22 protein-coding genes are annotated in these 18,687 nt (G+C 71.0%); 16 read left to right on the top strand and 6 right to left on the bottom strand.

Annotated elements, in window-relative coordinates:
* Positions 1 to 4 precede the first annotated feature (4 nt).
* The 3 genes from ACFVWU_RS27660 (at position 5) to ACFVWU_RS27650 (ending at position 1,924) form a co-directional block, all read left to right on the top strand.
* Positions 5 to 622: a TetR/AcrR family transcriptional regulator C-terminal domain-containing protein gene (locus tag ACFVWU_RS27660; protein WP_387625918.1), complete on the top strand. Its 618-nt coding sequence runs from the start codon at positions 5 to 7 to the stop codon at positions 620 to 622.
* Positions 623 to 773: 151 nt separating this feature from the next.
* A complete protein-coding gene (locus ACFVWU_RS27655) occupies positions 774 to 1,661 on the top strand; it encodes a phosphotransferase family protein (protein ID WP_387625916.1) in 888 nt (295 codons plus the stop codon).
* Positions 1,662 to 1,744: 83 nt separating this feature from the next.
* On the top strand, positions 1,745 to 1,924 hold the full coding sequence (locus ACFVWU_RS27650) for a hypothetical protein (protein WP_387625915.1): 180 nt from the start codon (positions 1,745 to 1,747) through the stop codon (positions 1,922 to 1,924).
* A 9-nt stretch (positions 1,925 to 1,933) separates the two neighbouring features.
* Here the strand turns inward: ACFVWU_RS27650 and ACFVWU_RS27645 are convergent, their stop codons facing one another.
* Entirely contained in the window at positions 1,934 to 2,383 is a 450-nt protein-coding gene (locus tag ACFVWU_RS27645) for a hypothetical protein (RefSeq protein WP_387625913.1), read from the bottom strand.
* Between the two features lie 302 nt (positions 2,384 to 2,685).
* Between ACFVWU_RS27645 and ACFVWU_RS27640 the strand changes: the two genes are divergently transcribed.
* The 6 genes from ACFVWU_RS27640 (at position 2,686) to ACFVWU_RS27615 (ending at position 7,697) form a co-directional block, all read left to right on the top strand.
* Complete coding sequence (locus ACFVWU_RS27640; protein ID WP_387625911.1) at positions 2,686 to 3,627, top strand: hypothetical protein; 942 nt, start codon at positions 2,686 to 2,688, stop codon at positions 3,625 to 3,627.
* A gap of 248 nt (positions 3,628 to 3,875) precedes the next feature.
* Complete coding sequence (locus ACFVWU_RS27635) at positions 3,876 to 4,304, top strand: hypothetical protein (RefSeq protein ID WP_387625946.1); 429 nt, start codon at positions 3,876 to 3,878, stop codon at positions 4,302 to 4,304.
* A gap of 101 nt (positions 4,305 to 4,405) precedes the next feature.
* Positions 4,406 to 4,753 (top strand): alpha/beta hydrolase, encoded by a 348-nt coding sequence (locus ACFVWU_RS27630; RefSeq protein WP_387625909.1) that lies wholly within the window; start codon positions 4,406 to 4,408, stop codon positions 4,751 to 4,753.
* 210 nt (positions 4,754 to 4,963) lie between these two features.
* A complete protein-coding gene (locus tag ACFVWU_RS27625; RefSeq protein WP_387625907.1) occupies positions 4,964 to 5,632 on the top strand; it encodes a hypothetical protein in 669 nt (222 codons plus the stop codon).
* Positions 5,633 to 5,653: 21 nt separating this feature from the next.
* The gene (locus ACFVWU_RS27620; RefSeq protein WP_387625905.1) at positions 5,654 to 5,833 is read left to right on the top strand and encodes a hypothetical protein; all 180 of its coding nucleotides are present in this window, start codon (positions 5,654 to 5,656) and stop codon (positions 5,831 to 5,833) included.
* A gap of 70 nt (positions 5,834 to 5,903) precedes the next feature.
* A complete protein-coding gene (locus tag ACFVWU_RS27615; RefSeq protein WP_387625903.1) occupies positions 5,904 to 7,697 on the top strand; it encodes an FAD-dependent oxidoreductase in 1,794 nt (597 codons plus the stop codon).
* A 116-nt stretch (positions 7,698 to 7,813) separates the two neighbouring features.
* Here the strand turns inward: ACFVWU_RS27615 and ACFVWU_RS27610 are convergent, their stop codons facing one another.
* Positions 7,814 to 9,175 carry a hypothetical protein gene (locus ACFVWU_RS27610; RefSeq protein ID WP_387625901.1) on the bottom strand — a complete coding sequence of 454 codons (1,362 nt, stop codon included), beginning with the start codon at positions 9,173 to 9,175 and terminating at the stop codon, positions 7,814 to 7,816.
* Positions 9,176 to 9,380: 205 nt separating this feature from the next.
* Between ACFVWU_RS27610 and ACFVWU_RS27605 the strand changes: the two genes are divergently transcribed.
* The 5 genes from ACFVWU_RS27605 (at position 9,381) to ACFVWU_RS27585 (ending at position 12,416) form a co-directional block, all read left to right on the top strand.
* Positions 9,381 to 9,818: a hypothetical protein gene (locus tag ACFVWU_RS27605; RefSeq protein WP_387625900.1), complete on the top strand. Its 438-nt coding sequence runs from the start codon at positions 9,381 to 9,383 to the stop codon at positions 9,816 to 9,818.
* Between the two features lie 491 nt (positions 9,819 to 10,309).
* Positions 10,310 to 10,528, top strand: a complete 219-nt coding sequence (locus ACFVWU_RS27600) for a hypothetical protein (RefSeq protein WP_387625898.1) — start codon at positions 10,310 to 10,312, stop codon at positions 10,526 to 10,528.
* 175 nt (positions 10,529 to 10,703) lie between these two features.
* Positions 10,704 to 11,135, top strand: a complete 432-nt coding sequence (locus tag ACFVWU_RS27595) for an NUDIX domain-containing protein (RefSeq protein WP_387625896.1) — start codon at positions 10,704 to 10,706, stop codon at positions 11,133 to 11,135.
* A complete protein-coding gene (locus ACFVWU_RS27590; RefSeq protein ID WP_387625894.1) occupies positions 11,108 to 11,638 on the top strand; it encodes a helix-turn-helix domain-containing protein in 531 nt (176 codons plus the stop codon). Before ACFVWU_RS27595 ends, ACFVWU_RS27590 begins: the two co-directional genes overlap by 28 nt.
* Positions 11,541 to 12,416 (top strand): phosphotransferase, encoded by an 876-nt coding sequence (locus ACFVWU_RS27585; protein WP_387625892.1) that lies wholly within the window; start codon positions 11,541 to 11,543, stop codon positions 12,414 to 12,416. Before ACFVWU_RS27590 ends, ACFVWU_RS27585 begins: the two co-directional genes overlap by 98 nt.
* Before the next feature lie 135 nt (positions 12,417 to 12,551).
* Here ACFVWU_RS27585 and ACFVWU_RS27580 read toward each other — a convergent pair whose 3' ends face one another.
* On the bottom strand, positions 12,552 to 13,049 hold the full coding sequence (locus ACFVWU_RS27580; RefSeq protein ID WP_380612566.1) for a phosphoribosyltransferase: 498 nt from the start codon (positions 13,047 to 13,049) through the stop codon (positions 12,552 to 12,554).
* Positions 13,050 to 13,607: 558 nt separating this feature from the next.
* Between ACFVWU_RS27580 and ACFVWU_RS27575 the strand changes: the two genes are divergently transcribed.
* The gene (locus tag ACFVWU_RS27575) at positions 13,608 to 14,819 is read left to right on the top strand and encodes a S1 family peptidase (RefSeq protein WP_387625890.1); all 1,212 of its coding nucleotides are present in this window, start codon (positions 13,608 to 13,610) and stop codon (positions 14,817 to 14,819) included.
* Positions 14,820 to 14,842: 23 nt separating this feature from the next.
* Positions 14,843 to 15,340 carry a hypothetical protein gene (locus ACFVWU_RS27570; protein WP_387625888.1) on the top strand — a complete coding sequence of 166 codons (498 nt, stop codon included), beginning with the start codon at positions 14,843 to 14,845 and terminating at the stop codon, positions 15,338 to 15,340.
* Between the two features lie 58 nt (positions 15,341 to 15,398).
* On the opposite strand, the gene ACFVWU_RS27565 is transcribed toward ACFVWU_RS27570, so the two are convergent.
* The 3 genes from ACFVWU_RS27565 to ACFVWU_RS27555 form a co-directional block, all read right to left on the bottom strand.
* Positions 15,399 to 15,950 (bottom strand): hypothetical protein, encoded by a 552-nt coding sequence (locus ACFVWU_RS27565; RefSeq protein ID WP_387625886.1) that lies wholly within the window; start codon positions 15,948 to 15,950, stop codon positions 15,399 to 15,401.
* 510 nt (positions 15,951 to 16,460) lie between these two features.
* On the bottom strand, positions 16,461 to 17,096 hold the full coding sequence (locus ACFVWU_RS27560; protein WP_387625884.1) for a hypothetical protein: 636 nt from the start codon (positions 17,094 to 17,096) through the stop codon (positions 16,461 to 16,463).
* Positions 17,097 to 17,345: 249 nt separating this feature from the next.
* Positions 17,346 to 18,512, bottom strand: a complete 1,167-nt coding sequence (locus ACFVWU_RS27555; RefSeq protein ID WP_387625882.1) for a PQQ-binding-like beta-propeller repeat protein — start codon at positions 18,510 to 18,512, stop codon at positions 17,346 to 17,348.
* Between the last annotated feature and the right edge of the window lie 175 nt (positions 18,513 to 18,687).

Below are 18,687 nucleotides of genomic sequence, written 5' to 3'. Positions count from 1 at the left end.
GGCTGTGGAGAAGAAGCGAACCGAAGCCCGGTCGACGTCGGCTCGGTCGCGTGACCGCGGTCGCGCGACGAGACGCCAGCTGATCGAGGCAACTGCACGGCTCTGCAAGGAGCGGCCCGGCGCCGAGGTGAGCGTCGCGGAGATCGCGAACGCGGCAGGCGTCTTCCCCAACCAGGTCACCTACTACTTCGGCTCCAAGGACTCGCTGCTCGTGCACGCCGCCTTTCTCGGCTTGCTGCACGACGCCCGACGGATCGAGCGCATCGGTCGCCAAGCCCCCGATGCGGCGACGTTTCGGCGCAACATCGCCCGCGCCGTACTGGCCATGCCCTCACTCCCATCGGTCGCGCGAGCACTCGCCGCCGGGATCTCCAAGCCCGAACTCGCCCCCGTGGTCGACCGGCACCTCCAGTTGCTGTTCCGGCAATCCGAGCGCTTCGTGAGCCAGCTCATCGACGGTCGCGGCTGGAGGGTCCTTCGACCGCTCGACGTGGAGACCAGGACGTTCTGGAGCACCGCGCTCGGCGCAGTGCTGCTCGTCCGCGCCGGGGCACACGGCACTGGCGCCGACCTCGACCTCGCCGGAGCATTGACCATCCACGACGAACCAGAGCGCGGCTAAGGCGTTTTTGGTACGTGGTCGGGCTGTGGCCGTTCGTCGGCGTGGCGGTGATCGTGAGCATGCATCGCGGGAAAGTCCGGTGCGTCGATGAACTGCCAGCCCCTAGCATGCGTGGGTGAACCTTTCGCATCTCGGCGCGCCGATCGGGCCGATGATCCGCGTCCACGGCGGGTTCGCCAACCGGATGTACCGGCTCGACACCGACCAAGGCTCGTTCGCGGTGAAGGAGTTGAACCTCGTCGACCGCCGCCGGCCCTATCGCGTCGGGGACGTGTTCAGGTTCGAGCGGGCGGCCTTCGCCGCCGGCATCCCGATGCCGGAGCCGATCTCGGCCAGCCACGACACGCTCGTTCACCGATGGGTCGAGGGAGAAGAGGTGCCAGAAGCACCGGTGTCGGCGGCGTACGCGTTTGAGATCGGTGAGATCCTCGCGCGCATCCACGCGCTCGACGTCGCGTGGACCCAGCTGTCGGCCGAGGAACCGACGTCACGGGACTGGCCCGAGCTCGCCGCGCGGGCGGCGGCGACCGGACAGCCGTGGGCCGACGAACTCGCCTCCCACGTCGAGACGTTCCTCGCGATCGCCCACTTCGTCGACACCTGCGAACGGCCAGGCCCCGTCGTGCTGACCCACAGGGACATCCACCCGTGGAACCTGCTGGCTCGAGAGGGCCGGCCGGTGGTGCTCGACTGGGAGCTCTCGGGGATGCTCGACCTGTCCGGTGAGCTCGGCTCGACCGCGCTGAGCCTCGCGAAGGGACCTGGCTTCGACGACATCAGGCCCGCCGTCTTCCGCTCGGTCCTCGACGGCTATGTCGCGGGGGGCGGAGCGCTGCCGCCGCCAGGTCCGAGCTGGTTCGTGTTCATGATCGGCGGCTGGCTGGGGCACACGAGGTGGAACATCCTCCGGTGCCTCGCCGGTGTCGAGGCGGGCACCGGCCCCGACCTCGCGCTGTCGCACGAGTCCGTGCGCAACGGCGTGCGCGGCCTCCCCGACCTGTTCGGCCGGCTTCCGGAGCTCGAGGCGCTGCTCTTGTGACAGTGACCCGCGTCTGTGCTTGGTACGCGGCGTAAGGCGCAGGCCAAGCGGTACGGGCCGCGGACCTTCGTCGGTTCGCAGGCGTGCAGAAGGTCAATGGCACCTACCGCGATGTGCACCGCGGCGACCTGGCCGCCGTAGTGACGACCAACTCGTTCACCAAGGCCGCCGCCGCGTTCTGCGCGCAGGTCGGCATCCGCACCGTCGACCGGCGGGCGCTGGCGCTGTGGGCGGAGGGGACGGGTGGGCCGCCCTGGGCCTGATTCCCCGGCTCAGGCCGCGGCGGCGGGCAGGTGCCGCGGCCAGGTTCGGAGGGCGATTACCAGGGTGGCCAGGCTCACGGACAGGAGCGGGATGAGGACGCCGAGGGGGCGGGCGTCCAGCAGGCCGTGGAAGATCCGGTCCGTGCCGGCGACGGCCAGCAGGGCGCTGCCCAGCGCGGTGACGACGACGAGGGCCGGGGAGTCCCGCTCTCCCCGGCGGAGGCATATGGTGGCGTAGACCCAGAAGCACACGACGGCTGCGGCGAAGCTGAGGATCAGGAAGCCGGTGAACCCCGCGACGAGATTGTTGAGTTCGGCGGTCTCTTCCTCGGCGGAGCCCCACTGGTCCCGGGGCGGCAGGTGGTTTCCGGGGGAGGGCCGCAGGGCCAGGACGTAGAAGGGCGCGGAGCCCCAGAGCCAGGCCCCGGCCTGCGCCAGCCGAACGGGCAGGAGTCGCACGGGAAGGGGCTGGCGGGTAGGGGGTACGGGCGCTGCGGTCATGGCGCTCTCTCCGGGGGATGTGGCTGGTGAGGATGGGTAGAGCCTCGCCGAACCGTCCCGGCCGCCGCATGAGTACGGCTACTCATTCGTGCAGGTGCGAACACTGGACGGACTGCTGTGACGTTTCCTCAGTCCCGTTGCGAAAAGCGTCATCGCGGCTGTGAGCGCCGTGGTACGTTCCGTAACTCAAACAGAAAACAGTTGACCCCGGCGGTGCTACCAACACCCCGGGGCCCGGCACCAGGAGCGAGCAACTCCCGATGCATGTCCATCGTACCGAACACGCACGCCACTTCACCGTGCTTCCCAACGCCGTCCTGCAGTTCCGTCGGCTGAGCTACACCGCCCGTGGTCTGCTCGCCGACCTCCTCTCCCGCCCCGACGGCTGGCGCGAGGACGGTCGGCACATGGCCGACACCAGCCCCCAGGGGCGCGGCGCCGTCCGCAAGGCCCTCAAGGAGCTGACCGCCGCGGGCTTCTACCGGACCGAGAAGGTCCGTATGCCCGACGGCACCATCCGCACCGAGGCCCACGTCTACGACACCCCGCAGCCGATGTCACCGGGTACCACCCGTCCGGTGCCCGGTGAAGCGACCACCGGCCGCGCTGGCGCCCCTGTAGTAAAGAACCCGGCGAAAGCAACCACCCTCCCCGAAGGCGGCCGCCACACGGAGGCCGACGAGGCGCGGGGAGGGCGGAAGGACGAGCACCGGCGAGCGGATGAGACCAGCGCACCCCCGGACGAACAGGTCCGCGAGGCCGTTGCCGCGCTCCACCGGGCGATCCGGCCCGATCCCCGCCTGCGCCTCGGCGAGGCCGAAGCGCGGGCGCTCGCACCGCTGGTCGCCCAGTGGCTGGAACGCGGCGCGACCCACGCCGACCTCGCCCACGCGCTCCTGCCCGGACTCCCCGTCCCCCTGCACTCGGCGGCAGCCGTGATCCGCCATCGCCTCGAGCACAAGCTGCCGCCCCACCAAGCCCCCGCACCCCCGGCCGCCGTCCGGCCCGCCGAGTGCCCAACCTGCCACGACCCCGTTCCCCGCCCCGGCATCTGCCGCCCCTGTGCGGGCCTCGGCGCACGCACCCCCGCCGTCGGAGGCGGCGAGCCGTTCACCCGCACCGGCGCGGCCCGCGCCAGAACGGCCCTGCGCGCGGCCCGGACAGCCGGGCTGAGCCTGGGAAAACTCGCCCCGATCGGGTGAGGGTGAGGGTGAGCGTCGCGCCCGCGCTCACCACTGCTGCGGCGCCAGGCCTCCGGCGCCGACGCGGGCACCCAGCCGTGGACCTGCAAGGTCGCGACGTCAAGATTGTTTCCCGCGCGCGCCGGCCAGTCTGGAGACCTGTCAGCAGACCGGGGGCCGACCGAGCCGTTCGGCGGTGCACCGGGGGGCCAGCCCGGCTTGCGGCGCCGTGAGGCGTGCGGCAGATCCCGGTGTAGCAGGAGGAGCTCCTGGTCGCCCTGCCGGCCCGCCACCCGCTGGCCGGGGCGGACACGGTCGACCTCGCCCAGCTCGCGGAGCTGCCGCTCCACCTGACGGAACATCGGAGCAACCCGCCGCTGGTCGACCTGGTCGTGGGGGCCTGCCGCGACGCCGGGTTCGAGCCCGCGCAGGACCACCCCACAGCTCACTCCAGGACACCCTCGCGGCGCTGGGCGCGGGTGTCGCCGGTTGGACGGTGGTGTACGCGGCGCACGCCCACCAGGTGCGCAGCAGTCGGGTGGCCTTCCTGCCGGTGCGTTCCCCGGCCGGGGTTCGGAGTGCCGAGGGGCTCTCCCTGCCCACCGTGTTGGCGGTGCACAGCGCCGCTGCCCCCCGAGCGTGTGCGCCTACTGCTGGAGGCCTGTCGGGAGGTGGCACGCGACGATCGCGATTCGTGATCGTCGCGAACTCGAAGTGCCGCTGGGTCGTGGGCTTCGACCGGAGTGAACTGGACACCGGTGGTCACCGCCGTCGTTGCGGCCGGTACCGCCGACCTCCGATGCATTCGACCCGGTGTTCCAGGGAGCAGATCCATGCCCAGACCTGGCCGTGCGACCCGGCGACCGCGACCGGGCTCGGCAGCCTCCTGGTCTGCCTCGACCGGCCGCGCGAGCAGGTACCGCCGACGCCGCCGACGCCGCCGGCGCACCGCAAGCCGCCCAACGTGCCAGTGCTGCTGCTCGGCGGCGACCGGGACCTGGCCACGCCGTACGAATGGCTCTACCAGCAGGCCGAGTTGGCGCACGACCCGCAGATCGTGATCGTGCCCGGGGCGGCGCACTCGGTGCAGAACCGGGCGACGAACCCGGCCGGACGGCAGACGGTGTACGACTTCCTTCTGAAGTAGCGGGAGCCGTCGGCGGGCCGCTCCGTACGGTTGCAGGTTCCTGCGGGTCGCCGAGCCGCCCTGGTCGCTTCGCTCGCGTACCTCCTGACCGTCAGTTCGTGGGGAGACCACCGAGGTGGGCGGGCGGCCAACGCGGCGTGCATCGGGGCGAGTTGGCCCGGTCGATTCGTGCGGGCCCACCGTACCTCCGGTCGCCGATACGCTGAGCCCGTGAGCCAACTCCCCGCCCAAGCCAACAGACGCCGTCCCGGCCTCTGGTACGTCCTCACGCCGATCCTGAGCGCTGGCCTGCTCGCCTGCGCACCGTTCTGGCACGCCACCACGCGGTTGTCCCGCGTCCAGTCGCGCGACGCGGCGAAGGCTCGCCGCCTGGCCATCGTGTTCACCGCCGTCCTCGCCGGAGGCCTGCTCATCCCTCCCGCCGCGGGCTTCACCGCGCTCGCCGGGATGATCATCGCCCCGATCCTCGTCTCTCCGTACCGATCCCTGATCTACGGCGACACCGCTCAGCAGCCGATACCGGCATCCGTCACCGAGCCCACCGGCCCTCTGGCCGTGGCCCAACAGGCTCGGGCCCTGCGCGCCGAAGCGCGCCGCATCGTCCAGGACGATCCCGCCATGGCCCGTGAGCTGGGCATCGGCCGACCGGGCCGGGGCAACGGGTACGACGACGGCGGACTGCTCGATCTGAACAGCGCCGACGCCCGGACGATCTCCCAGGCACTCGATGTCAGCCCTGACCTAGCCGAACGCATCGTCACCGCCCGCCAGGAGATCGGCGGCTCGTTCAGCTTGTTGGACGAGGTCATCACGTTCGCGAGCCTCACCGAGGGGGAGGAGCTGGTCGTCCGCGAACGCGGAGTCCTGCTGCCGTGCTGAACAGTACGTCGAGGGCCTCAAGTGGCAGGCGGGCCTGCTGCTCCGGACCGCCTGCACGGCCTGGTCGCGCTGGACAACGCGCACGGGAACACGCCCCGGCCCGACCTCACCGACCTCATCGCGCAGACCCTCGCCCCGCACAGCGGAAGGCCCGTCGACGAGATCGCGGAGGTCACGCGGACGACGGGCCGCCCGGTGTGAGCGGCCCGCCCCGCGGCCCCCGCAGCGGCCGTGGCCGTGCCCGGCACTCGCACGGGCTCGTTGACGGAGCATGCGAACGATCACAGCAGCCGCACCCACCCGGCGAGCCCTGCTCACCACGGCGGCCGGGGCGGCCAGCGGCCTCGCGCTGACCGCCACCGGACCGGCGCGGGCGGCGGAACGGCCCGACGGGCGACCGGGACGGCGGGTCGCCGTGCTCGGCGGCGGAGTCGCCGGTCTGAGCGTGGCGCAGGAACTGGCCGAGCGCGGTTACCGGGTGACGGTCTACGAGCGCAACGAGGTGCTGGGCGGCAAGGCCCGCAGCATGGACGTGCCCGGCACCGCCCGGGGCGGCCGGCGACCGCTGCCCGGCGAACACGGCTTCCGCTTCTTCCCAGGCTTCTACCGCAACCTGCCCGACACCCTGCGCCGGATTCCGCTGCCCACCGGGGCACTCGGCCGCACCGTCCACGACAACCTGGTGAACGCCACCGAGGAGCTGTTCCCCCGCGCCGCAGGACGGCCGGCGCTGCGGCTGCCCTTCCGCACCGTGACCACGCCCCCGGTGCTCGGTGAGCTGCTGCCCGACGCACTGCTCCAGACACTGACGGGTCTGCTGGACACCGCCCTGCACCTGCCGGCCGCCGAGGTGGCGTACTTCGCCAACCGGCTGCTGGTCCACTTCACCAGCTGCGAACGGCGCCGCTACGAGCAGTGGGAGCGCGTCCCGTGGTGGCGGTTCATCCGAGCCGGCGAGATGTCGTACGACTACCAGCGCCTGCTCGGCGTCGGCATCACCCGCAACATCGTCGCGACCAAGGCCGAGGAGGCCAGCACCCGCACCGTCGCCCGGGTCCTCCAGGCGTTCGTCTACAACATCCTGGGCCGGGGCAACGACGGCGAGCCGGACCGCATCCTCAACGCCCCGACCAGCGAGGCCTGGATCGACCCCTGGGAGGCCCGGCTGCGCTCCCTCGGCGTCCGGTTCGAACTCGGCGCCGACGTACAGGAGTTGCTGTACCGGGACGGCCGGATCACGGGCGTGCGGCTGCGGCAGGTGAGCACCCCCGTGGTCGCCGACCACTACGTCAGCGCGATGCCGGTCGAACACGCCCGCGCCACCTGGGGCCCCGGCCTGCGCGCCGCCGACCCGCAACTCGCGCGTTGCGACCGGCTCCGGACCGACTGGATGGTCGGCGTGCAGTTCTACCTACGCAGTCGCACCCCGATCGTGCACGGCCACGTCGACCTGGTCGACTCGCCCTGGGCCGTCACGTGCATCGGCCAGGCCCAGTTCTGGCCCGACCGGGACTTCCGCCGGGACTACGGCGACGGGCAGGTGGCCGACTGCCTCTCGGCGATCGTCTCGCAGTGGGACACCCCGGGGATCGTCTACGGCAAGCCGGCGCTCAAGTGCTCCCGCGAGGAGGTGGTGCGCGAGACCTGGGCCCAGCTCAAGGACTCCCTCAACAGCGGCGGCCGGCGCGTCCTGGACGACGCGAACCTGGTCACCTGGTTCATCGACCCGGCCGTCACCGGCCTCGGCGGCCCCGCTCCGGCCAACCGCGAGCAGTTGCTCGTCCACCCGGCGGGCACCTTGTACAACCGCCCCTCCGCCGCGACGGCCGTGCCCAACCTCTTCCTCGCCGGTGACTACGTCGCCACCGACATCGACCTGGCCACCATGGAGGGCGCCAACGAATCCGCCCGCCGCGCGGTCAACGCCCTGCTCGACGCCGACGGTTCACCGGCTCCGCGGTGCACGGTGTGGCCGCTGTACCAGCCGCCGGAACTGGCCGCCCTCCAGCAGCAGGACGAAGCCCGCTACCGCCGGGGCCTGCCGAACGCCCTCGACCTCGGCTGACGGAGATCGCGGCCGCCGACGGCATGAGGCCAAGGGGTACACCGTCACCAGGAACGAGTCGAAGCCGCCCAGCAGCGTCGCCAGCGCGCCGGGGGCGCGGGCGTCGGGATCACCATCTACGGCTCCGGGATCATCGACATCACGGCGGGGGGCTCCCCCGTCCCGGTGGTCCACGGCGCCTTCGGAACCCCCACCCCCGTTCCGACCATGCCCAACGGCAACCCCGACGACGTCCCCCAGTACGACGACCCCTTCTGGTCGAGCCGAAGGCACCCATGACCCCTGAACAGGCTGTCCGGCAGCTCAACGCACTGCTCGACGGCTCCATGTCCGGCATCCGCCTGCCGCTGCAGTACTGGGACGGCTGGCCCCGCTCCACCGAACAGACGGCGGAGGGCTTCTACGAGCACTGGTGAGGGGACGACCAGGGCGTCGAGGGCCTGTTGAGCTCGGCCGAGGTTGTCCTTGCCGGCGCGGCGCAGGCCCGCCTTGGCGTACTTCTCCACCATGGTGGTGGACTTCCAGTCGTCGGTGATGACCAGGATCTCCGCAGCGCTGTAGCCCTGGGCGGCGAGGTCGGCGGGGACGCCGGCGCGTAGACCGTGGCTGGTGGCGTTCTTGGCGTCGAAGCCGGGAGTGCGGGTGACCATGCGTTTGAAGGCGCGGTTTACCGCGTGGCCGGTCATGCCGGTTCCGGATGCGGGGACGGGCATGAGCCGGCCCCATCGGGTGATGCCGCGAAGTAGTGGCAACTGAGGCTCTGTCTGGCCGAGTTCGGCGAGCAGTGAGATGTAGGTGCGCACGACGGAGATCGCCACCGGGTCGCGGACGATGTACTCCCGGCCGGTGGACCAGTGGTCGCTCTTTGACGTGCGCTTGCCGACGACCATCTGTTCGGTGCCGTCATCCAGCCGCTCGAAGACGACGGAATCGATTCGGTAGGCCGCCTGTTCGGAGCGGCGGGCCCGGGTGAGGTAACCGAGGTGCAGGATCGTCAGGTCGCGCCAGCGGGCGAGCGGGATGTCGGCGGTCGTGCCCTGCTGGAGATGGGCGATGCGGGCGGCGTCGACGGGCGGGCTCGACTTCGGGGTGCGGCGGGCGCGGGCGTGCTCGGCGGCCTGCTTGCGGATCAGCTCGGCGGTCGCCTTCTTCGGAGGCCAGTTCTCGTATCCCGCACGGGCGTTGGCGTCGCGGATCGCGGCCATGGCCAGGCGTAGCGAGCTCACGGGCGCGCCCATGCCGTCGCGTCCGCCGCGGCGGCGCAGGTGGGAGATATAGGAGACCATGTTCGCCTCGCTGGTGCGCGCCGGCCGGGCGGACGCGAGGTCGTCGGCCGCGTCCTCGGTCAGCGTCTCATTCGGGTCGACCCCGTCGGGTGCGAACTGCACAGGCATCTGACTGTCGTCGACCAGCTCGCCGACCACCACTTCGACGGTGGCCTCCGTCAGAGCGGGCAGGTTGTCCGCGTCCGCATCCACAGGCGCTCTCCTTCCAGCATGGCGAGCTGATGATCCGTCCGGGACGGCCTATCTGTACCAGACCATGTGTTGCATCCCCTAAATCCAGTTAGAGGGCGCAACGCAGATATTGATACATAAGGGGCGCTTGAAACGCGCTCTCTGTTTTCAGGTCGTCTGTCGTGGTCATTTGTGTTCAGTCCTCTGCGGTGCAAGGGTGTCCGTCATGAAGATCACGATCACCGTGGAGAATCCGACCCCTGAGGCACTCGAGAAGCTGCTCGCTCTCGCCGCCATGCCGGCCGCCGTCGTGACCGCGGAGCCCGACGACCACTGGACGCCGAAGCGGGCCCGCTCGTACTACGACCGCTTGCCGCCCCGCGCGCAGCAGATCCTGCTTCAGGTCGTCCACGGCGAAGGCGAGTGCGCCGCAGAGGAGTTGAAGGCAAATGGCCGAAGCCTTCGGGGATCCACCGGCGCGTTCCGCCGGGTGCTCTCGGAAGGCAAGCGGACCGGCCTCTGGCCCGACGCGCTGCCGGTACCGCTGCTCTCCCACATTGTCGGAGGGCAGCTCAAGAAGCTCGAGATGCCAGGGCGCGGCACAGGGCAGTACGCACTTACGGCCTTCGAGGAGGGCCTGCGTGATCTGCGGACTGGCGGCTGACGCATATCCGAGGGCTCGGTCGGTACGGCAAACTGCTTGCCGGCCTGGCCGGCGGGCAGCCGAGAGCGTGTGGGTAAGACCCCTTCCAAGGGGTCGAGTTGGGGCAAGGCGGTCAGGAAACGCGTACCGCCACGCCGTAGAAGCCGAGCCCGTTCTCGGCCGCGGCGCGCCGCAGCCGCAGTGGGCCGCCAAGGACAGACTCCTCTCGAGGTGGGGTAGTGCAGGAGGAGGAGGTTGCCGCACCAGCCCGGGAGGCGGGGCGCGGGCCGGGCCGATGGCAGGGAAGAACGATGCGACGGCGTATTCCTTGGATTGGAATTGACCGAGGCGAAGATGCCGCTGTTCGGCTGATCCGTTCATACGTCGTCGATGACGCTGAACTTCCGTGCCAGGTCCGGTAATCGGGCAGCGGATCCTGCTGCTACTGATCCGCCCTTTCCGCGCTCATCCATTCGAACGGTCGGCCGCCGTCCGTCCCGGGCATCCTGGCCATGGGCCATTACGGCTGGCTCCTGTCGTGCGAGGAGTTCGCGCATCTCTCCGACGGCACCTCGATGTCGTGGTTCTGGCTCAACTTCCGGATGCTGTTGGCGATCTTCATGAGTGACGGGTTCGAGTCCCGTCACCCGGTTGTCGGCACAGTTACCGGAAGCGGGTGGCCGGGCCTGTTCGGTGGTCGACTGATCCAGCGTCGTCGCAGTGCCGGCTGAGACGGATGATGTTGGTTCCGGCCGCGGTGAGGACGTGTTGGACGTGGGCGCCACGGGCTGCCCGCCCAAGTGACAGATTGTCAAAGCGCGATCACCGCGCTGTGGGGCGTCGCGCCGCCGCGCGACTGCTACCTTCGACAGGCCCGTGCCCGCCCTGCGCGCCCCGGAAGAAGCGATGACCGGACAGACAGAACAGTCCTACGTTCCAACGGCTTTCCCGATCTCCATCAAGGGCGTCGTACTCGACCCGCAGCAACGGGTACTGCTGCTGAAGAACGAGCGGCAGGAATGGGAGCTGCCCGGCGGGAAGCTGGAGGGCGCCGAGACCCCCGAGCAGCGGGTGGTCACGGAGATCCAGGAGGAGAGCGGCTGGACGGCGACCGCCGGCCCGCTGCTGGATGTGTGGATGTACGAGCCGATCCCCGGCCGCAAGGTCTTCATCGTCACCTACGGCTGCACCGCCACCGACGCCCACCAGACCCCGGTCGTCAGCCACGAGCACAAGGAAGCGGGCCTCTTTCACCGCGACGAGGTGCCCGGCCTGGTGATGCCGCAGGGCTACAAGGACTCCATCGCCCGTTGGTACGAACTGCACGACCAGGCCTGACCTGTGGCCCGGGTCGGCTCCATGGCGGAATCCGCTGGGACTGGACCACGCCCGGGGCCCAGGACATCCCGCGCGGCCGCGCCCTGACCGAGATCCTCCAGTTCCACTGCGAGATCCACGGCCTGCCGCAACAGGCACTGGCCGACCTCCTCGGCTACTCCACCAGCTACGTCTCCCGCATCGAGACCGGTGCGCGCTCCATCGCCGACATCGGAGCCGTGTGCCACCTCGCCGAACGCCTCGGCCTCTCGCCGCACTGCCTCGGAATCACCGACGACTCCGACGGAGACCACGAACTCGTGATCCAACTCGCTGACTCCGTACTGCGCCTGGCCGAGATCGCCCGTCGGGCCGGCCAGGCCACCACCGCCGTCGCGGAACTGTGGCCCCTGGTCGCCCACCTGGATGCCCGCACCACCGACGGCCACACCGGCCCCGACACACTGCGTCTGCTCGCCCAGGCCAGGGTCGGCCTTTGCGTCGCCCTCGGCGGTTCTCGGTGAGGCTTTCGGGCTGGGCGAGGTTCGGGCATGCCGCTTTCTGTCGGACGGCTTGTTGAACGGGAACTGGCGGCTGGATGCGGCCGAGGGTTCGTTCGCGTTGAAGCGGATCATGGATGTGCCGCTGCCGGTGGCGCGTCGGAACCTGGCTGTGTTGTCGGCGCTGGCCGACGACGGCCTGCCGGTGGGCAGAGCGCGGCTCTCCGGGGCCGGGGACGCGGTCGTCGAGGTCACTGATCGCGGGTACTGCCTGATCCCGTGGATGGAGGGGAGCCATCTTCCGGGTACGGCGCTCTCGATCGGGCAGGCTGCTGACCTCGGCGTTCTCCTCGGTCGGATCCACCGGAGCTTGAACGGTGAGCGGCTGGCTGGCCTGCTGCCGCCGGGGCCGGAGCAGGTGACGGCCCGGGTGACCACGCCACCAGCGGCTCGCGCGGAGGCGGACCGCTTCCTCGCCCTGATCGCTGAGCTGGAGAACCGGACGGCCTTCGACGACGAGGCCACCTCGACCGGCTCGGCCGCACTCGCCTCCGGCGGGCCGGCCGTCCGTGCCGCTGCCGCCGCGTGGGCTGGGCGTCGTCCACCGGCCTCGCTCCGTGCGGCGTCGAGGTCACTGCGCCGATCACGGAAGTCCGGCTGCCGCCGGACCCGGGCCTTGACGGCCCTTTCCGTGCTCATCCGTTCCCCTGGCAGGCCGCCGTACCCAGTTGAGCCGGCGACTGCACCTGCTGCGCCTCACACCCGGATCCACCGCAGGTGTGGCGGCCGGTGCCGCGGATGACGGTCGGTGCGTCCGGGCCGGCGTCCCCGTGCCACCACGGCGAGGACATCAACCGGTGGGCTGCCTGGTGTCCGGTCGGCGAATCCGAGGTCTGGTCGCTGAGCCTCGTCGGGTCGTTGCCGCATCGTCCTCGGATCAGGCGTCGAGCACCTGGCCGTGACGTCTGACGACCGGTCCTTCCCCCGACCACGGGAACTCGATCCAGTCGTCGGTCCTCTTCCACACGTACTCGCACTTCACGAGGGAGTGCGACTTCTCGTAGATGACGGCGGACCGGACCTCGGCGACGTGGCTGAGACAGAAGTCGTGCACCAGCTTCAGCGTCTTGCCCGTGTCGGCGACATCGTCGGCGATCAGGACCTTCTTGTCGGTGAAGTCGATCGCGGCGGGGACGGGCGCCAGCATGACGGGCATGTCGAGGGTGGTGCCCACGCCCGTGTAGAACTCGACGTTCACCAGGTGGATGTTCTTGCAGTCCAGCGCATACGCCAGTCCGCCCGCCACGAACACGCCGCCGCGGGCGATGCTCAGGACGAGGTCGGGCTCGTAGCCGTCGTCGGCGATCGTCTGCGCGAGTTCGCGCACCGCCCTGCCGAAGGTCTGGTAATCCAGGATCTCGCGCACATCAGTCACGGCGTTCAGTCTCCTTGGCCGTCGGCCGGGCGGCGAGCACCGGCACGCCGAGCGCACCTGGTCGGCCTCGTCTCCACCGACGGCCCGGACCGCACCCCCGGGGAACCTGAGGTGGCCACCGACGTCGCCCGCCCTACGAGCAGTGGATCCAAAGCCACGTCGGCCGCGGCCTGCACCAGCCCTCCTACACGAACGCCTATCCACGGGCCGGCTGAACCGGCCCGCGTAAGTGCCGGCCCGGCACCGAACCGTACCGGCCCCACCGCCGGGTCGTCGGGTGTCCGGCCTCACGGACAGCCCCGAGAAAGACGGCCATCGCCACGAGCCGGGTAGCGGCAACGGCAGGACGGCAACCGACAAGTGCCGTGCCACCCTTGTGTCGTCGCCCGTGCGGGTGACGGGGCAGCCGTTCGCTGGCGGCGCGGGCCCGTGCCGTGGGGTACTGGGCGGGTGCATATCAGGAGGACGGCTCTCGTCGGGGCCGCCGTGCTCGCCCTTCTCCCGGCGGTGCCAGCCCTTCTCCCGGCGGTGCCCGCTCGCGCGGCCGAGGTGCCCGCAGTGCGCGTCGCCCACCGCTCGGACGGCACCGTGAAGTCCGAGGTGCTTCGGCGTCAGGCCGCACTGGAGCACCTCGCCGACGCCATCACCGGGGTGCCCGAGCACCGGCGTGCGACGGTGCCCGGCTACTCGGGGCACACCATCGACCCGCGGCAGGGCCTGCTGACGCTGTACTGGCACGGCGACGTGCCCGAGCGCGTCGCCGGCCTGCTGGAGCGCACCCCGCCGGGGATCACCGCGACCGTCCGCCAGGCGCCCTACACCCTGCGGCAGCTGCGCGAAGCGCGGGACCGGCTCGTCGGGGCCGCCGTACGCGGCGAAGCGGGCGCGGTGTGGAACGCGGCCGGGCCCGCCGCGGACGGCACTGGGCTGCTCCTCACCTACACCCCCGACACCGCCCGCCGGCCCCGCGTCCTCACCGGCGAGCAGGTCGCCGCGCACGCCGCCGAGCAGGTCGCCGCGCACGCCGCCGAGCAGGTCGCCGCGCACGCCGCCGAGCTCGCCGGTGTCCCGGTCGACGCCTCACCCGCGGCCGCCCCCACCGCCACCTCGACCCGCCACAGCGACGCCAGCCCCTGGAGCGCCGGCGCCGAACTCAGGACACCCGGCAACGCGTTCTGCACCTCGGGGTTCGGTGCCTGGCGCGGCAAGACCGCCGTCCTGCTCACCGCCGCGCACTGCGGGACCTCCGGCACCTACAAGACCGGCACCGGCGCCGAGATCGGCAAGGCGGCCGACTCCGACACCGGGCTCGACATCACCGTGATCAACACCAACGGAACGCCGAGCGGCCGGTTCTACGACGGGGCGTGGGACAACTCCGCAGGCTATTCCAAGCGCGTGTTCGGCGCCGGGCACAACTCCGTCGGCGGCCTGGTGTGCGACAGCGGGGCCATGTCCGGAGTGCACTGCGGCTTGAAGGTCACCAAGACCGAGTACGCCGCCAGCGTCGAGGGCACCTGGCACACGGACATGGACATCGCCGAGCGCACCGACGACCGGGCCATCGCGGTGGCCCAGGGCGACAGCGGCGGGCCGGTCTTCGCCAGCATCAACGGCGGCGAGGACATGCAGGCCAGAGGCATCGTCGTGGCCGGCGGCGGCCAGAAGGCCGTCTGCAGCCCCGTGGCGGAACGGACCACCTGCTACGACACCGTGCTCTACACCCCGATCTCGCCGGTCATCGACAAGTTCGGCCTCTCCATCGCCTGACAGCACGAAAGGAAGGCACGCCCGTGGACGTCGCGCTCACCGGCCGGCTCCTGGCCACCCTCTCCGTCCTGGCCATCGCGTGCGGCGCGGCCGCCGCCCAGCCCGCCGGGCCCCGGGGGCAGGCACTGGCCGACCTCCAACGTGCCATCTACGAGGCCGGCGTCGGCCCGGCCACCTGGCACGTGGACACCGTCGGGGCCCACCCCGGCGACAGGGTGCAGACCGTCGAGGTGATCGGCGACCTCAACGCCGCCCGCCGCGCCCTCGACCGGCGCTTCCCCGGCCAGACCGAGGTCGTGCGCGGCCACATCACCTCCGACCTCGTCTACCGGCGCGGCCACGACTACCAGCTCGAAGGTGAACTCCAAGGCCTCAACCGGCCCGACTTCCAGGTCTTCAAGACCGACGCCGCGCCCGACGGCCGCACCACCGTCGGCGTCGTCGGCGACCTCACCGCCGCCCGCACCTACATCGACGCCCACTACCCCGGCCGCACCATCGTCCACGGCAACACCCCCTGACCACCCCGGGCCCCGATCCGCTACGCTCGCCCGAAGGCCGCACCACAGCGACCCGTGATCAGCCCGTGGGCGACCCGCCGGGGATCGGCAGCGGTTCATGGTGGTGCCAGAGGAGCGAGCGGTCCTCACGGCGAAGTTCCGCTGATCCCCATTCCAGTCGGACCACTCCGCTGGCCAGGGAACACGCGTAGGCGACGATCACCAGCCCGGTCCCCGGCGACAGACGCAGAAGGTCCGCGTGCGGCTCGTCGTCCTCCGGAAGCTCGATACCGAGATCGAGCGCGAACTGGCGGGGCTCGGGGCCGTGCCGACGGATGAGGTCCGCGCGGAGCCCGGAGGCCCGGCGGAGTCTGGCCGTCGTGACCGGGACGTCCTTCTTCGCATAGCGGATCGGGTAGATGACGTGGCCGGCGATCACCACGACTGTTCGCGCCTGAAGCCGGACGGGTTCGGAGTCGGGAAGGACCGACAGCCCGGTCGTCAGCTCCTCGTACTGCGCCGCGTAGAGGCCATGCCCGTAAGCCTCGTGGGTTTGGGTGTGCACGCCCTCATGGCCGCCGCGGGCCCGCTCGTGCGCGCGGAGGATGCATGCCGGCACGATCGCCGTCATCCGAGCGGCGAGTTCGCCGAAGGCCTCCGTGGCCCACGGACTGGCGACGTCTCCTGATCCCATAGGTCCCCCTGATCAAAATCCGCTGGTTCGACCTCCGACGGTCTTGGGGCGGGCCTCGCAGATCAAGGGCGCATCAAGGGTCGCACGATGCAGATGCCGGAGGCGGCGCGGCCTGATCCAGGTGCCGGTTCGCCGCGGTCCCGTCCTGTGAGCACGTCGTGGCGGACAGGCGCACCTCGCCGTGCCCGCGGCCTGTACGCCGACGCCGACCGCATCACCCAGCGCACCAGCGCCCTCACCCGCGCCAGGACCACCGGCCCCCACCCCGTCACCGTCATCGCCGACCTCGCCGCCACCGTCCTGCGCGGCACCGTCCTCGACATCGGCTGCGGACGCGGCACCACCACCCTCGCCTCGCCGAACGGCTCACCCTGCCCACGGCTCACCCTGCCCCGCCCCACCGAAGCCGAGAGCAGGCCCGCCGGACACGTCGGCGTGCACGGCGGGTCAGGAGACGTGTACGGCCAGCCCGCACAGGCCGAGTCCGTTCTCGGCGGCGGTGCGCCACATCCGCAGCGGGCCGTCGAGGACGCACTCGTCTCGGGGCACGTAGTACAGCCAGTCCTGGGCGTCCGCGGCGGAGCGTTCGTCCGGGGTGAAGGCGAGGGCCCGCTCCACGTGTGGCAGGGTCTGGCGGACCTGGGCGGAGGTGAGGAGGAAGTTGCCGCACCAGCCCGGCAGGAGAGCCGCGCGGGCCGGGCCGATGGCATGGAAGAACGACCTGACCGCATAGTCCTTGGAATTGACCGAGACGAACATGCCCTCGCCCGGCAGATCCGCCCACACGTCGTCGATGGCGGAGAAGTCCGGATCGACCAGGCCGGAGCACAAGTCGTCAACGTTCAGCCCTGGAGCGGTGAGTTCCCGGAACGACTCCACGGCGGCACCGTCCGCCGCCGTGAATCCTGGACTCCTGTACCACGTGCGGTAGTCAGGCAGCGGGGCCTGTTGCCACAGCTCCCATCGCTGTTGCGCGAGGGGCTGGGACCGGTCCGCTTCCATCGCGGGCAGCAGGTGGGGAGACAGGTCGGAGATGAACGGGTCGGGGTGGCTGGTGATCGCCCAAACACTGGTGATGCCCATGCTCTGGACGTTAGTACGCGGCGCTGACACCGATCGTAGTAGCCGGGTCCGGTGGACGTGACCCGACCGCTCACCGACGCGCGGCCCGCCTGTCAGGCAAGGGAATCGCGCAATCAATCGGCAGCCTTGTCGGCACCGGTTCTCCTTGTGCCAGGGCCGGACGTTACGTCGCCCGCGGTGCATTGGCTGCCCGTCTCGCCGGCCGACCGAAGCGTTCCCGTGTACGCGCTCAGCCTGGCCAGGCCGCCGTCACGTCGGCGGCAGAGCGAAAACGGTCGAGCCCAGTTTTGCGAGCAGTCGTTGGCCGTCGGTGGCGAGGGCCCACTTCTGGTTCTCGAGGGTCACCCGGTAGTTGTTCACGGCGAACGTCCACCGAAGGCGGCCCGTCTTCACGTCCACCGCGTGGACGCCCTCGCTGCCCTGGCCGGCCACGAAGAGGGTGTCCTGGACGAGTACGGGCTCGCTCTCGGACGGCCGGAAGGGCACCGGGCAGGTCCAGAGCTGCCGTCCGGTCCGCGCGTCCCAGGCACAGACCGCCGCCGTCCCGTTCCCGCCGTAGACCACGCCGTTCGCTGCCGTGACCGGCGGAAACGTCCCGGTCGCGTCGTCGACGAGCTTGACCTCCCACAACCGCCTGCCGTCGGCCAGACTGACCGCGCGCAGGCTGTTCTTGCCCGCAAGGCAGTAAGCCTGGCCGTCCGCGACAGCGGGCGGGATCGTGTCGGTGGCACCGGTTTCGACGAGCCACAGCTGCCGACCGTCCTGGCCGCTTCGGGCAACCAGGTCGCACCTGCCGTTGGTGTAGTAGAGATTGCCGCCCACGACCGCGTTGTTGATGTACTGCGCTCGCTCTCCCACCTCCAGCGGCACGGACCAGAGCTTCTCGTGCGTGTCGATCGAGAACGCCAATATGACCGGCGCCGGTGCTGTGGTGGCCCTGTACGGTCTGGCGTCGGCGAGCGCGTAGAGCACCTTGTCGTCGGCACGGAGCGCGTAGACGTTGGAGAGGTCGTCGGCGTTGTTCTCGCGGTTGACGGAGTTCCACGTCTCCGCGCCGGTGGCCCCGTCGTACCCGGTGGCGCCCTGGAACGAGCCGACGAACACGAGCCCGGCTCCGGCGGCCGTGTAGAGCGTGTTGACGCTCTTGCCGGCCCACTTCACAGTTCCGGTCGCGGTGTCGACCGCGGTCAGATGAGAACTCAACGTGAAGAGCGTCCCGTTCGAGACCAGCGTCGAGGCGGGCACGAGGCCTTCGTCCGGCGTGAACGACCACAGCGGTTTCGGCGCACCGGAGTCCGGGTTGGCCACCAGAGGCGTCGGCGAATCCCGCAGCGGCGTCGGTGGATCGGTCGGGACGGCGGCCTCCGGCTTCCCGCCGTGCCGCCGCGACAACACCCACCCGGCGCCGCCGGCCACCGCGAGCGCGGCCCCTCCCGTCAGCAACGCCCGCCGACTCGGGCGGCGCCGCGACCCGCCCGCATCGTCGACATCCGAAGCGGCGGAGTGATCCGAGATCCCCATGATGTACGTCATCCCCCCTCCATTGACGTGACAGCAGCCAGGATCATACGGGCACGACCGACGCGCCGCT

The organism is Kitasatospora sp. NPDC058190 (assembly GCF_042883685.1).
Taxonomy (GTDB): Bacteria; Actinomycetota; Actinomycetes; order Streptomycetales; family Streptomycetaceae; genus Kitasatospora.
Note: the sequence above shows the minus strand (reverse complement) of the source record. Positions and strands in the feature narration are given on the sequence as shown.

What these genes read in the sequence shown, in the direction of transcription:
- ACFVWU_RS27600 (WP_387625898.1), top strand. Translation starts at nt 10,310, where the DNA reads ATGGGCCATTACGGCTGGCTCCTGTCGTGCGAGGAGTTCGCGCATCTC.
- ACFVWU_RS27605 (WP_387625900.1), top strand. Translation starts at nt 9,381, where the DNA reads ATGAAGATCACGATCACCGTGGAGAATCCGACCCCTGAGGCACTCGAG.
- ACFVWU_RS27595 (WP_387625896.1), top strand. Translation starts at nt 10,704, where the DNA reads ATGACCGGACAGACAGAACAGTCCTACGTTCCAACGGCTTTCCCGATC.
- ACFVWU_RS27565 (WP_387625886.1), bottom strand. Translation starts at nt 15,950, where the DNA reads ATGACGGCGATCGTGCCGGCATGCATCCTCCGCGCGCACGAGCGGGCC.
- ACFVWU_RS27585 (WP_387625892.1), top strand. Translation starts at nt 11,541, where the DNA reads ATGCCCGCACCACCGACGGCCACACCGGCCCCGACACACTGCGTCTGC.
- ACFVWU_RS27655 (WP_387625916.1), top strand. Translation starts at nt 774, where the DNA reads ATGATCCGCGTCCACGGCGGGTTCGCCAACCGGATGTACCGGCTCGAC.
- ACFVWU_RS27630 (WP_387625909.1), top strand. Translation starts at nt 4,406, where the DNA reads ATGCATTCGACCCGGTGTTCCAGGGAGCAGATCCATGCCCAGACCTGG.
- ACFVWU_RS27640 (WP_387625911.1), top strand. Translation starts at nt 2,686, where the DNA reads ATGCATGTCCATCGTACCGAACACGCACGCCACTTCACCGTGCTTCCC.
- ACFVWU_RS27615 (WP_387625903.1), top strand. Translation starts at nt 5,904, where the DNA reads ATGCGAACGATCACAGCAGCCGCACCCACCCGGCGAGCCCTGCTCACC.
- ACFVWU_RS27560 (WP_387625884.1), bottom strand. Translation starts at nt 17,096, where the DNA reads ATGGGCATCACCAGTGTTTGGGCGATCACCAGCCACCCCGACCCGTTC.